This is a genomic window from Shewanella nanhaiensis, from assembly GCF_019457885.1.
Taxonomy (GTDB): domain Bacteria; phylum Pseudomonadota; class Gammaproteobacteria; order Enterobacterales; family Shewanellaceae; genus Shewanella; species Shewanella nanhaiensis.
The window spans coordinates 33240-46183 of the sequence record NZ_JAHZST010000007.1 but is presented as its reverse complement, the minus strand read 5'-3'; the positions used below and the strand labels follow the sequence as shown (position 1 = coordinate 46183).

At 41.1% G+C, this 12944-nt stretch carries 13 protein-coding genes; 12 read left to right on the top strand and 1 reads right to left on the bottom strand.

All coding sequences use genetic code 11. The annotated features are described in order from the left end of the window. Positions 1-76 precede the first annotated feature (76 nt). Positions 77-7495 (top strand): toxin TcdB middle/N-terminal domain-containing protein, encoded by a 7419-nt coding sequence (locus tag K0625_RS11390; RefSeq protein WP_220109809.1) that lies wholly within the window; start codon positions 77-79, stop codon positions 7493-7495. Further along, on the top strand, positions 7485-7907 hold the full coding sequence (locus K0625_RS11385) for a hypothetical protein (RefSeq protein ID WP_220109808.1): 423 nt from the start codon (positions 7485-7487) through the stop codon (positions 7905-7907). Before K0625_RS11390 ends, K0625_RS11385 begins: the two co-directional genes overlap by 11 nt. Before the next feature lie 263 nt (positions 7908-8170). Here the strand turns inward: K0625_RS11385 and K0625_RS11380 are convergent, their stop codons facing one another. Then, on the bottom strand, positions 8171-8656 hold the full coding sequence (locus K0625_RS11380; protein WP_232847053.1) for a transposase: 486 nt from the start codon (positions 8654-8656) through the stop codon (positions 8171-8173). A 197-nt stretch (positions 8657-8853) separates the two neighbouring features. On the opposite strand from K0625_RS11380, the gene K0625_RS11375 reads away from it, so the two are divergent. From K0625_RS11375 to K0625_RS11330, 10 genes are all read left to right on the top strand, one after another. Further along, complete coding sequence (locus K0625_RS11375; protein WP_220109807.1) at positions 8854-9207, top strand: hypothetical protein; 354 nt, start codon at positions 8854-8856, stop codon at positions 9205-9207. A 91-nt stretch (positions 9208-9298) separates the two neighbouring features. After that, complete coding sequence (locus K0625_RS11370; RefSeq protein WP_064791910.1) at positions 9299-9646, top strand: hypothetical protein; 348 nt, start codon at positions 9299-9301, stop codon at positions 9644-9646. 26 nt (positions 9647-9672) lie between these two features. Continuing rightward, on the top strand, positions 9673-9990 hold the full coding sequence (locus tag K0625_RS11365) for a hypothetical protein (RefSeq protein ID WP_220109806.1): 318 nt from the start codon (positions 9673-9675) through the stop codon (positions 9988-9990). Positions 9991-10024: 34 nt separating this feature from the next. After that, the gene (locus K0625_RS11360) at positions 10025-10375 is read left to right on the top strand and encodes a hypothetical protein (RefSeq protein WP_232847052.1); all 351 of its coding nucleotides are present in this window, start codon (positions 10025-10027) and stop codon (positions 10373-10375) included. Between the two features lie 7 nt (positions 10376-10382). Further along, positions 10383-10718, top strand: coding sequence for a hypothetical protein (locus tag K0625_RS11355; RefSeq protein WP_220109805.1), 336 nt, complete (start codon positions 10383-10385; stop codon positions 10716-10718). A 126-nt stretch (positions 10719-10844) separates the two neighbouring features. Next, entirely contained in the window at positions 10845-11219 is a 375-nt protein-coding gene (locus tag K0625_RS11350) for a hypothetical protein (protein ID WP_220109804.1), read from the top strand. A gap of 21 nt (positions 11220-11240) precedes the next feature. Next, a complete protein-coding gene (locus K0625_RS11345) occupies positions 11241-11564 on the top strand; it encodes a hypothetical protein (RefSeq protein ID WP_220109803.1) in 324 nt (107 codons plus the stop codon). Between the two features lie 10 nt (positions 11565-11574). After that, entirely contained in the window at positions 11575-11928 is a 354-nt protein-coding gene (locus K0625_RS11340) for a hypothetical protein (RefSeq protein WP_220109802.1), read from the top strand. Positions 11929-11930: 2 nt separating this feature from the next. Beyond that, the gene (locus tag K0625_RS11335; protein WP_220109801.1) at positions 11931-12602 is read left to right on the top strand and encodes a hypothetical protein; all 672 of its coding nucleotides are present in this window, start codon (positions 11931-11933) and stop codon (positions 12600-12602) included. Next, entirely contained in the window at positions 12599-12931 is a 333-nt protein-coding gene (locus K0625_RS11330) for a hypothetical protein (protein ID WP_220109800.1), read from the top strand. The genes K0625_RS11335 and K0625_RS11330 overlap by 4 nt, the downstream gene beginning before the upstream one ends. The last annotated feature ends 13 nt before the right edge of the window (positions 12932-12944 follow it).

The window sequence follows — 12944 nt, the reverse complement described above, 5'->3', positions numbered from 1 at the left end:
ATAATTGTTTACATTTTGTTCTTTTGGTGTAACTATTTTGAAATTAGGGATCAAAATAAACTCTGGGTAATGGATTATGCTTAAACAATGGATTGCGATTTTTCTGCTATTTTTATCATGTGTTGGATATACAAAAGCCGATCTCAATTCCGATTATCAAGGCTATGAAGTATATACAGATAGCAGTGGTAATATCATTCTTCGTTTACCGCCTAAATTTGTGTTAATTGCTGGTGATATTAATATTCCTCTACATATAACGCCCAAAAATGGTGTATTTAAACTTGTAGAATCTTCAAACTCTTGGGTATTACAGCCAATGACTCAAGGAGAGTTTGATAATCTTTCCCTCACGCCTGCATCTCACTTAGCACTTGAATTTCATGACATAGATGGCGATGGTATTCTAGATATTTTAATTCGTGATTCCAGTAGTTATAGAGACAGTTTTGTTATTAGTAACCTTCAGGGAACTGCGAATGTTGATGCATATAGTGATGCAAGAAATGGTATCGACCTTTCACAGGGAACACAGCTAACCATTACCGATGTAAATGGTGATGGTATTAAGGATATAGTCAGCACATCGGGTACTTATCTTGGTTCTCGTTCTGGTCGACTAGTCGATACATCTGCCTCTGATTCATTCACAAACCCAGGGAATATTATAGGGTTAACTGCGGGGCAGTTTAAGGTTACCGAGTCTGGTGCTGCGACCTACAATATTCCGTTAACTTTACCGCCTGGAACCGCTGGTGTCGCTCCTCAAGTGGCTTTATCTTACAGCAGTCAAGGTGGCGAAGGTATTTTAGGTATGGGCTGGAATATCTCTGGCTTGTCTGCCATTTCTCGCTGCCCTAAGAGTATTGCTGTCGATGGCAAAATTGATGGTATTAAATACAACTCAAGCGATGCACTTTGCTTTAATGGCCAAAGGCTTATTTTAAATACAAATAGCAGTAATGAATACCACACCGAAATTGATAATTTCAGTGTAATTAAAGCTTTTGATGGTACCAACGGTCCTGCATATTTTACAGTTACGACTCAAGCCAATGAAACCCACTATTATGGTAAAGCGCCATCAATTACTGCGGCAACAGATGCCTACGTTGAGCGAGGTGGATTTGCTGCAAATACTGCTGCAAAAATTTGGGTGTTAAAAGCGATTGTTGATAATAAAGGTAACTATATTCGCTATGACTACATAAAGAACACGACAGAGGGAAGTCATATACTCGATAAAATAGTTTATGGCGGAAATGTGACTTTAGGTAAGGCGCCATATAACAGCATTGAGTTCAGTTATTCTGATGTATCACGTTCGATAGAGGGGTATGCCAATGGTGGCATACTGACTAACAATAAACGACTTCAACAGATCAAGGTTAAACAAGATTCTGAGCTATTCCGCTCTTATGATTTTACTTGGCTATTAACTGAAATTCCTGAAGAGCGTAACTACGTTACCGGAATTCAAGAGTGTTTTGATGAAGAGAATACTAATTGTCTACCAGCCACCACATTTGAATTTGAGCAACCTACGCGTAAAACCACAACCCTGTCTTATGAGATGTGTCACATTGGTCAGACCGATACAGCAAATGAGATAGTGTGCAATTCTGTTACTTATTGCGATGCTAGTGATAATGAGGCTGGCAGTTGGTGCAAAGCCTCACACAGTACGCCTGATTTAGTGCCGTTTGAGTCCTCATCTTATTCAGCTGCATCAAGTAATAGCGATAGATTCTATACCCAAGTGTTAGATTTTAATGGTGATGGTTACGCTGATATGCTGTTTCTTAAAAACAGTAAATGGAACTATTACACTACAGATTGGGAGGTCGTGACTAACGAATCGACGGTATCTCTACCTACAAGATTTAGTCAGAACTACCTTAATGCTGAACCAATTGTCCGTACCATTAAAACGAGTTCAATTACTAATAAAACCCAAGTGATCAGTAACGCAAGTATTGGTGAAAAAGGCTATGCCAGAGTCATCGATTATAACGGAGATGGTAAACAGGACTTGCTAATACCATTTACGTCAGGTAACTGGCACGTGATCAGTTCAGATCCCAGTACTGGTGAGGAAGAGAATTGTGAACCATTATGGCAAGATGGCAACGGGGAAGTAGAGTATTTTTGTGAAACATTTAATGTTAACTATGATTTTACCTATAAATCACTGGGTATCTCCTCTTCAGCTTACAAGAACACCATTGTTGCCGATGTCGACGGTGATGGCTTGCAAGATATCGTCTTTAAATCCGGTTCAACTCTGAAATATTACCATAACTTAGGCGGTACATTCTCTGCTGCTAAATCCATTTCATTGGCACTTCCTGCAAGTTTCAGTGGTGCAACTGCCTATCAGGCTTACGGTAACAATATCGCTAACATGTCGGCGAATATAAAGAACTCAGCCATGATTGATGTTAATGGCGATGGCTTAACCGATATCGTAATGAAAGTGAAAAAAACCACCGAAGTGCTGCCAGATCCAGGTTGTGGTGAGATCCCCTATTCTCAAAAAACTGAGTCAATAACTTCACAGCAAGAAGTTGGAACCAATGGATATGACTGTGGAACAAGGTTTACATACTCTTATAAAACCTTTGCTTTTGTTGCATCAGTGAGTAGTAGTGGCCAAGTAACTTACACCGCAACTGATAGCAGCCGCCTTGGAACAACATTAAAAGCACTTAGGGCGGCAGATTTCAATGGTGATGGTTTAACTGATATTGCCTATATCTCAGGTGAAAGGTGGTACTACCGTCTATCGAAAGGTGATGGCACATTTACTGCTGTAAAAGCACTTGTTGGTATCGAAGCGAAAACTGCAAACATCTATAACCGTCATCAGTTTGTCGATCTTGATGCCGATGGTAGAGCTGATATCTTAGCGGCGACCTCCACCAAAAAATATAACATTATTCTCTCTGGCCCAAGTTCAACTGCTGAAAGCGCTAACTTTATCGAGCGTGGTTCAATTTTGGTTGGCACCAATTCAAATCCAATCGAAACTGCCATGCGTCTGGCCGATGTCGATGGCGACGCCAAGTTAGATCTACTCTATGCATCGTCCAGTACAGGCTCTTGGAAAATACAAAAAGCAACTCGGCCCTATACCAAAGAGCACGTACTGACTAAAATTACCAATGGCTTCGGTGTTGAAACAAATATCGCTTATGCACCGTTAAATAGCGGGATCCCTCTGATAAACCTCGAGTCGAGTCAAAAGCCGAATGATGAGGATTACATTACGCCGATCGCAGGCATGTACGTGGTTACAGAGGCGGCGACTCAGTCGACAGATACTGAATCTGTGTTGGTGCAATATGCCTATGGTGGGCCATTGGCACACAAAAAAGGTCGTGGATTCTTAGGCTTTGAAACTGTACAAACCACAGATCCACAATCGAATGTGGTTACTACAACTCAGTATCATCAGCTATACCCGTTAACGGGTATGCCAAAGAGCACCATTCGAAAATATAAAGATGACTTATTGAGCAAAGCCCTAAATACGTACACTGAGACGGTAAGCGCTAGTGGTGGTGTTCATGTGTACCTCAATACATCAAAAGAGACTAGTTACGCTCTAGACCTCTCTTCAGATGGCACGACTGCAACTAACCATAAAACAGTCAGTGAAACGTTAACGACTAATACTCACGACAATGCAAATAACCTGACTCGAAGTCTTGTGGAAGTAAAAAATGCCGCAGGCAGCGTGATCCATAAAACGCAAACAGATAACGTTTACTCAAACTCTGCCTATGCTGTTATTAATAGTAACGCGGTTGCCTTAGCGCGAAGTCATAGTCAGAAGGCGGCGCAATCTGGTTCACAACCAGACGCTAAACGTTTCGGTCGTCTTTACACCACTACTGTGACCAAAACCCGTAACCAAAATACCGCTAGTGGCCAGTCTGAATCTCAGACGCGTAGTACAAAGTTCAGCTACTACCCTAATGGTATGTTGCGGGAGTCCCAGGTTAATGGTCTCACCACCGCTTTTTTCTACGATAAATACGGTAATAAGGTCGCAGAGCAAAGTTACGGTAAGCACAACTCATCAAGCTATCATAAACGTGGCCAATATTGGTTCTATGATAGTCGTGGTCAATACCTTGCAAGCCAGATGAACCAAAATGGTGAGTCTGAAACCTACCTTTATAACGGTAAGTCGGGTACGACAGCTACACCGGGACGTATCTTTAGTAAAACCACCACAGGCCCGAATAAATTAGCTTCGACCAGCTATTTCGATATTCAAGGGCAGGTAGTACGCCAAGTGTTAGCTGATGGCAACTATACCGAAACCAATCGTAGTCTATGTACGACCTGTGATAAAAACTTCATTACTGAAACCACGTCCAGCAGCAATAAACCTCAATCGGTGAGTTACTTCGATAAGTTTGGTCGTCAGCGTGAGCAGCAGGTTAAAGGTTTTGATGGCAGCTGGATTGTTACCGGATCGACCTATGACAAACTAGGGCGTGTTACTCATCAAAGTGTACCTAATTATGGCGCTGCATCGAGTGTCAAATCAAGACAGTATTACGATGCATTAGGGCGAGTATATAAACAGGACAAACTTGCTGAATCAGGTACTGTAACCGTATATAGCAAGATTAATGGTCTGGTTACCACCTCAATTGATGAGAAAGGCTTACAGTATAAGGATACCTACAGTGCAGATGGTCAGCTTATTGCGCGAACAGATCCCCAGAGTCAAGTGATTAACTACTACTATGATGCTTTTGGTAATACTCGCAAAGTAACAACTAAGGCAAGAGATAAAAGTGGTGCTTGGAAAAACCAATCGATCACCACTGGGTTTGATGCTTACGGTCGTAAAACCACCACTAATGATCCAGATAAAGGTAGCTGGAGTTATACCTATAATGACTTTGGCGAACTGCTCACACAGACTGATGCAAAAAATCAAACAACTACAACTCAGTATGATGCCATGGGGCGTATGCTGTGGCGAAAAGATAATACCAGTCTGTCATGTTGGGGCTATGGCAGTAGTACAAGCCTTCATAATGTGGGGAAGCCTGCATGGGTGAAGCAATGGGCAGGGCAAACAAGCTGCGCAACTTCTGCGCTCGTAGAGTCGAGTGAAACTTATCACTATGATGATTATGGTCGTCCAGCTCAAACAGACTTTATTGTAGATGGCAGCAGTTACAGCACCCGAAGCGAATATAACGCTAAAGGTCAGTTAAGCCGTCAACATTACCCGTCTAATAATGGCACCTTTTACGTTAACTTCTACTACAACGCTAATAATTACCTCTATCTGCAAAGAGACAGTAGCAATCGTGACTTACGTAAAATTACCGCCATGGATGCATTGGGCAATATTACCAATCAAACCTTTGCGAATGGCACCAGTGAAGAGCGTGGTTTTAACAGCCGCACAGGGCGAATTAGTTATATTGATCTTGCAAAAGGCAGTCGCGATATCCATAAGCTAAGTTATGGCAGCTTCGATGCTAAAGGTAACGTTGAGTTTAGGGCGCACAGTTACTACAACAGTGCAGGGGGGCAAACTCTCTCCTTTAGTGAAACCTTTACCTACGACACGCTAAATCGCATTGAAACGCGAGACCTAAGCGTCGGCTCAGGCAGTTTGACGGGTTACAGTTATGATGAGAAGTACAGTTATGATGGCTTTGGCAATATCAAGAGCCGTAAAGGTTATGCCAGTGGTAGTTACTCGGTTAATTTAGCCAGTTACGATTATCTACAAACTGTGAGTGCTAATAGGCTCAATAGTGCAACCGTTGATGGTAAAACCTATAGCAAGTTTAATTACGATGCTAATGGCAATATCGAGTCAGATGGCCGCCGTACCTTTACCTATAATGCCTTCGACAAAGCCAGCCGTATTCAAGCGGGTAGCCAATACACTGATTATCGATACAACCATAATCGCGCTGTGTTTAGCCGAACTGACTATCGTCTGGAGGGGAATGACTGGAAGACCTTTAAGACCGATTATGTGGGCAAAATTTACCAAAAAGAACGCCGTTATACAGGTAGTACATTAGAGAACACCCGCCATAAGTATATGCTGGGTAATATTATGGTGGTACGTAATCAAAATACCACCTTAGGTAATAGTGAAGAGGTGCAGTACCAGCATACCGACCACCAGGGCTCAATCTTGACGGTGACCAATAAGACCGGTGATGTACTAGAGCAGTACTTCTATACCGCCTTTGGTAAACCGATGAAGCTGTCGGGTTCGAGTATAGTGCAAGCGATTATGCCGATAGAGCGCGGCTATACAGGACATGAAATGCTACCTGGTCTGGATATTATCCAGATGGGCGGACGCATCTATGATCCAACCTTAGCGCGCTTCATGCAGGCAGATCCTTTTATACAAGCACCAAGTAATCTTCAGAACTATAACCGTTATAGTTATGTGCTGAATAACCCGCTGACTTATACCGATCCGAGTGGGTATTTTTTTGACACTTTAGCTAAGTTAGCTGGATTTGGCTTAGGTGGAATTAAAGGTGCGATACTTTCTCATCATACTCATCGATTTATTTCAAATAGTAAGACGTTAACTCAACTGTCTGTTACTGCTGTTGGTGTTGTTACAACTATTTTTTGTGGCCCTTGTAGTATAGGTTTTACTGCTTTAGCAACATCAACATTAACTTATTATGCAACCGGTGATTTGAGGGCATCGATTCATGCTGGTGGCCGGGCGGCATTATCAGCAGCTGTTTTTTATGGAATAGGTCAAGCCTTTAATGCAGATGCTACTGGTTTCTTTACACAAAATGGGCCCGGTCATATTTTTGCCCATGGTGTTGCTGGAGGGGTGTTAGCTGAGATACAGGGAGGGGATTTTGGATCTGGGTTCTTAGCCGCAGGCCTGTCTAAGGCTGCTTTTGCTGCCAATATCGTTCCGAATAATATAATTGGCGGTGCGATTGTTTCTGCTGCAATTGGTGGGACTGCTTCTGTAGTATCAGGAGGCAAGTTTGCTAATGGAGCTATGACCGCTGCATTTGCTTTTGCGTTGAATGGTGCACTTACAAAAGAAAATAATACTCCTAGAGAAAGAGTGAATAAGAAGTTGAAAGAATTTAAAGCAAGGGGAGTTAGAGATACTGATTTGCTAGCAGCTAATGACCTGTTGCGAGGGATGGATGCAGGTGATTTAGTGAAACTTTTTCCTGAATATTCTGAAGAGCATATGCTTCAATTTCAAGCTAGAATGGGGGTGCTTAAGTCTGAATTTGTAAAGGATGCCGCGTTGCAAAGTGCCTTGTCAATAGGGAAAGGCTATGCAGAATCAACAATCAAAATTGGTTTAGGGAATGCTTTAGGTGCAGGTTCAGTTGTAAGAAGTGCATTTACTGAGTATTTACAATTTGGTGTAGCTAATCTACCTACGAATGTTAAGAGTCAATATATTATTAGAAGTTATGGGGAGGCGTATTTTGGTTTGTAGTAAATATATTTTGATTATATTGCTGAGCGTAGTTGGTTGTGCAGTTCAAGCTGGAAACAATACGCTATATATTTTTAATAGATCGTTACCTTTGACCGAGGGAATAGAAATAAGGCCTATTTTCCCTAAAAAAAATATTTCAGCAGTTAGAGGGGATATGCCAAATGGAGATATAGCATTTGAAGTATCAAATTATGGGACGGCTTGTAATGGGGAATTAAATGAAATTTATAGTAAAAGATACAACTTAGATGATGAAACTGTTTTATATGAAAAAAAGTTTACAGTTAGGATTAATGAAGAACTAGTCGTGAATAGCTTTGTTCTAACTGATTGCAACATAAGTATTCAATTTTTTGGTGATGATTCTTTGTTGAAAAAATGGTTGTTAATTTTGGAAGATAGAGAATAAAGGGGTCTAAGAATAAAGAATAAAGGGGTCAGAGCCCTTTAGTTTTTAGCTCTTTAGGTTTACTTAGGTTTGTTAGGGTGTCCAGGTGCTAGATGGCCGAATCTGACGTTAAGGTGAGCTTCAATGTCGGCTCTGAATTTATCGCTTCCTAGAGGAAAATTGTGATTTAAACAGTTTCTAATGGTATGGATTTGTTCTGGTGGCAGCTCTGTATTGAATAGCTCTCGATATCGATGTTGTCGAAGCTCTGGTGTAGAGCCAAGTTATTGATAGAGTGGATGTGGTGTTAGGCAAGCAATCTGTTTTCCTGCACCATGAAATTGATAGCTTGACCATGGGTATTCGCTGGGATGTTTAATCATGTTTGCTCTTACTGGATTGAGTTCGATGTAGCGTAGACAAGCTATGAAGTAGGCTTCGCTATCGATAAGGCAGGCTTTATGACGCCCCTCCCAAAGGGTACCAGTACGCTGGTAAAGTCGGTTTATCGTACTGACATAAGTGCGGCCGACACTTTGCATTACTTGTGAGATGCCTTCAGTTGTTGAAGGAGTCATAAGCAGGTGAACATGATTAGTCATTAGCACGAAAGCATGTAGTTTTACATTATATTGAATTAGCGCGCCAGTGAGTGCGTTAATGTAGATTTTGAAATCGTCTTCTGCAAAGAAGCATGCGGAACGATTGTTGCCTCGTTGAACAATGTGGCAGGTAATGTCAGGGGCATAAAAGCGTGGTTTTCTTGGCATATCCGTTCCTTGGATAAAGGTAAGGCTTGGGTGCTAAGTATAGTAGAGAATTGCTAAAGGGCTCTGGGTAAATGGGGTCAGAGTAAATTTAAATCAGACTATAAAAGCTCAGAGATTATAAGTTTACTCTAGTCATGAATAAGTCTCGGGCAATTGTTATATCTGTATTTGGAGTATTAGTCGTCTAGGGAGAGATTATGATTATTAGAATATTACTCATATTGAGTATCTGGAGCATTTCCTGTGTCGTGAGCGCGGCTTATATCTGCCAAGGAAAGGTATCAGGCGTTAGCTTGGGTCCAAAAAATGGCCAACTTTTGGCTGAGCGTATAGGGCCATTATCTTGGCCTGTTTTGTGCTCTGTCTCTGTAGACCAAAATGGTGTAGATACTGAAACCTGTAAAGTCATTTTTTCGACCCTTATTGCAGCGCAGATGAGTCAGAAAGATGTGACCTTGTGGTTCAATGATGGCAAAGATTGTTCAACAGATAGCCACACCCCATGGGGATGGCTTACTGGTTGGTATTTTGGGCCGAAACTGGTGGATTAAGATTTTTTGTTAGGTCGTGTGTAAATAGATAAAAGATGCCTGAGTCCATTAGCTTTTACCGCTCGGCCACAATTTAAACAAAGGAATGAATATGAAACTATCAATGCTTAGCTCTAAGGTGATGGTCTTAAGCCTGCTCATGCTGAGTCTATTTAGCCAGCAGGTATTTGCAGAGAATCAAGCAGGCAAAGTGGGACGGATCAACCTGTATGGTGGTGATTGGGGCAATGGTTGGAGAGGGGGCATGTTATATAAGTTAGATACTATGCCTGCGGGAATTAGTTACTTCACTGTACGGGCTTCTGACATCGCTTTCGATCAATTTTATGCGCTTTTACTGGCAGCTAAACATGCCAAAAGCACGGTGACTGTGACTTATAATGCCGGTGCTCAAGATGCGAATGGTTATGTTACTACGTTAGCAATAGCTGATAACTAGTTTAAGTTAGATAAAAGGAAGTTTCGATGCGCAGTTTTAGTTTATTAGTGGCTTTTAGCTGTTTAATTTTTGCCAATAGCGCTGATGCCAGTCGATATTGGCCAAGTACGACCTTGACTGATTGGTCACTATATCTAAATAACGGTGTGGCTTATATCTCCTCTCCGCAGTTTCCTGAGCACTGCAGCTATAGCCGTGCTCAAATTAATATGAGTGGCACCGAATTTGATAAGGCGCAGTATGCCTATGCGCTTTCAGCCAAAGCAAGAGGTAAGAGCTTGAGATATGTTATAGACAATACTCACACCACTTGTGTTATCACTGGTTTATTGGAAGTAAATTAGTAATCTGTTTGTTGTGGTTTAAGAAAAGGATTTTATGATGAATAAAACTAGGTTTGTACTAATTTTTGCATCTTTATTTATATTTCTGGTGAGCTCCAATAGTTATGCTGCAACAGAGTCAACTTCGAAAACAACAATCAATCGACTGATATCATATAATCAGTATGGTGGCGGAGATGTGATTTTTACTGTGAATAATCCTACTAGTGGTTGCTATGGTTATTGGATCGCGAAAAGTGATGCAGGCTTTGAAGCTAATTTAAGTATGATCTTGGCAGCATACCACTCAAAAGCAGAAGTGCGCGTTAATGGTTTAAATGATCAAAGGTGGAATGGTAGTAGTAATTTCTGGTGCAAGCTATATGCAATAGAGCATATTGATTAAGGTTGTTATGATGAAATTTAAATTTTGTGTACTTATTCTTGTTCTATGTTTTATCTCTCTTCATGCTGATGCTAGTGGTGGTACAGGTTCAGGTGTAATAGAGAATATATATGTCAATAATGGTTGGACTATGGTGCATGTTCCAACCATTACTAATAATCCAGATAACTGCCCCAGTGCTAGCTATTTTGCCATTAGACCCACCGATGCTAATTATATTACTTTACACTCCACCTTATTAGCTGCGTTTATGGCTGAAAAAACTGTTAGATTTTGGCTGAGCGGTTGTGGTGGGCAGAATAATAATCACCCTAAAATTGTAAGCGTCTGGATGTATAAGTGATATTTAACAGGTGGGAATTAGAAAATAATGGAGAGGTTAAATATGGTGGTTAGTCGAAGATTAAATATATATTTTCAATCCCCAATATTTTTGACTTAAATATACTGATAAACAAAGGAGTGTAGAGTGAAAACATTAATGCTTTTAGTCGTATCCTTGTTGATGAGTTTTAGTGCACAAGCATCGGCGCCAGCTTGTTATAGTAGTTATAACGGTTATTGCCAATATGATGGCAAGGTGAGCCGAATTTACGTTAACTCAAGTAATTTGATCTTGCTGTATTTTGATGAAGCGATGGACCCCGCTTTAGGAAGTGAAGCTAATATGTCACTAAACTCTGGAGTGGCAGCAGCAGTATTCATTACTGAAAACCCTGAGTTTGCCAAATTGTTTTACTCTACTGCACTTGCCGCCCAAGCCAGCCAACGAAATGTCCAAATACAGATGCGAGGCACTCTTAGCGGTTATATGAAGGCCGATCGAATCTGGCTGGCTGAGTAAATAATTAACAAGGAGATCATTATGTTTATCCGTATTATAACGTTGATCGGGTTATTGCTTGTTTCGAGTATCTCTCAAGCTGTAGAAAATCACTGTGGGGAGGTACAGCGGTTAAGGGTGTGGGCTGGTGGTAGTGATACCTATGGCATTTGGGTTGAATACAAAGCAAATCCAAGTCAGTGTCCGGGTGGCTTTTATATCCCACACGGGGCTAATAATAAGGATTATGTTTTTAGTATCGCGTTAGCGGCTAAAATGGCGAAGGAAAGCGTTTGTATTCAAGTTTATAGTCACTCAACTGATATTCAAAATCGTTGTCGCATCAATTATATAATGAACCCATAGAGATAATTTAATGAAGTTACTAATAATGCTCTGCTTAATGCTTACGAGTTTTTCATCAAGTGCAGTTTGGCTAAATACGACTGGTAAAGTTAAAAGTATTAGCGTGTACGCAGGTAAGGATACTATTTTGGTCAATTTAGATAGCGCAGGTGCGAAAATTAATGAGTGCTCTAGCCCAAGCACATTTGCCATTAGTAGTACCAATACTCCTGAGCAAAGAGCACGTTTATATTCTACATTACTTGCAGCACAAGCAGCTGGCAGGAGTGTAACATTGGCCTATAACGACGTTGGTAATTGTGAAGCTTGGGGCGCAAATGCTCATGCTTATCGAAGAATCGTACGTATATCTTTAGGCGGTTAGAAATGAAAATTTTTATACATTGTTTATGTTTGTTTTTGCTGTTTGGTTGTGCGAGTAAATCATTTGAACAGCAAGATGTATCGTATAGTTTTTCAGAACCTAATCGAATCCAGTTCCAGGGTAAGGGGGCTGGTGCTGGAATAGCCTTGATGTCGACTATGGGGCCAGTTGGTATCGCCCTTGGTGTCGCCATCGATGAGGGGATAGCAAAGGATATTCGAGAGTCGGCAGTGGCGAGTGGTTTTGATATGTCGTTATATGTTGTAAAGAGTGTAGATAAGCACTCCCAATCTAAATTGAACCCTGTCGTTATTGATTTAAACTATGCTGGTGCTGGTGCTGGTGTGAGCAATGAGCTGCCAAGTATAGAGGTAAAGCGTTATGGCTTTAAAACGACTGGCGGGGGCGATGATGCCACTGTGGCAGAGCTTGTCGTGATTGTTAAAACAGGTAAAGGTGAGCAATTTGAATATCATTACCCTAATGACTTTAACGTTACAGAAAATGGCAACAAAAGCGATGAAGTTCCTAGCTATCCATTAGCTGAAATTAAAACTAATGGCGGTCTATCTGTTTCATTGATGCAGCAGGCTGTAGATGTTGTCATTGGCAAAGTGGTAGAGAAGCATTTAGATTCACCTGTTGAGTCGCTCACTGATAAGGAGGTTAAATGAAAGTAATAACAATAAAATTTTTTGCTGCCATTACGCTATGTTTTGTGTCTAATTTTGCTCAAGCTCAATTTTGGTCCAGTAATACTAAAATAACGAAGGTATACCCGTATACCGATGGGCTGATTTTCTTTACTGAGTATAGGAATAGTGATGTAAGTACGTGTGATGGGGGAACCCGTTTCTCTATTGACAAATCGCATCCTAACTATGAAGTGATGGTAAGTACATTGCTGGCGGCTTTTATGTCTGACAAGACTATGACAATGAATGTCTCAAGTACGACACGTGCTTGCGCGCCTCACATTAACCGCTTTCTTGTGACTAAATAGCGTTTAAAAGGGT

Excerpts from the sequence above, each read along its gene's own strand:
- K0625_RS11360 (WP_232847052.1), top strand. The coding sequence starts at position 10,025 with ATGATGAATAAAACTAGGTTTGTACTAATTTTTGCATCTTTATTTATA.
- K0625_RS11345 (WP_220109803.1), top strand. The coding sequence starts at position 11,241 with ATGTTTATCCGTATTATAACGTTGATCGGGTTATTGCTTGTTTCGAGT.
- K0625_RS11370 (WP_064791910.1), top strand. The coding sequence starts at position 9,299 with ATGAAACTATCAATGCTTAGCTCTAAGGTGATGGTCTTAAGCCTGCTC.
- K0625_RS11375 (WP_220109807.1), top strand. The coding sequence starts at position 8,854 with ATGATTATTAGAATATTACTCATATTGAGTATCTGGAGCATTTCCTGT.
- K0625_RS11390 (WP_220109809.1), top strand. The coding sequence starts at position 77 with ATGCTTAAACAATGGATTGCGATTTTTCTGCTATTTTTATCATGTGTT.
- K0625_RS11380 (WP_232847053.1), bottom strand. The coding sequence starts at position 8,656 with ATGCCAAGAAAACCACGCTTTTATGCCCCTGACATTACCTGCCACATT.
- K0625_RS11340 (WP_220109802.1), top strand. The coding sequence starts at position 11,575 with ATGAAGTTACTAATAATGCTCTGCTTAATGCTTACGAGTTTTTCATCA.
- K0625_RS11335 (WP_220109801.1), top strand. The coding sequence starts at position 11,931 with ATGAAAATTTTTATACATTGTTTATGTTTGTTTTTGCTGTTTGGTTGT.
- K0625_RS11365 (WP_220109806.1), top strand. The coding sequence starts at position 9,673 with ATGCGCAGTTTTAGTTTATTAGTGGCTTTTAGCTGTTTAATTTTTGCC.
- K0625_RS11330 (WP_220109800.1), top strand. The coding sequence starts at position 12,599 with ATGAAAGTAATAACAATAAAATTTTTTGCTGCCATTACGCTATGTTTT.
- K0625_RS11355 (WP_220109805.1), top strand. The coding sequence starts at position 10,383 with ATGATGAAATTTAAATTTTGTGTACTTATTCTTGTTCTATGTTTTATC.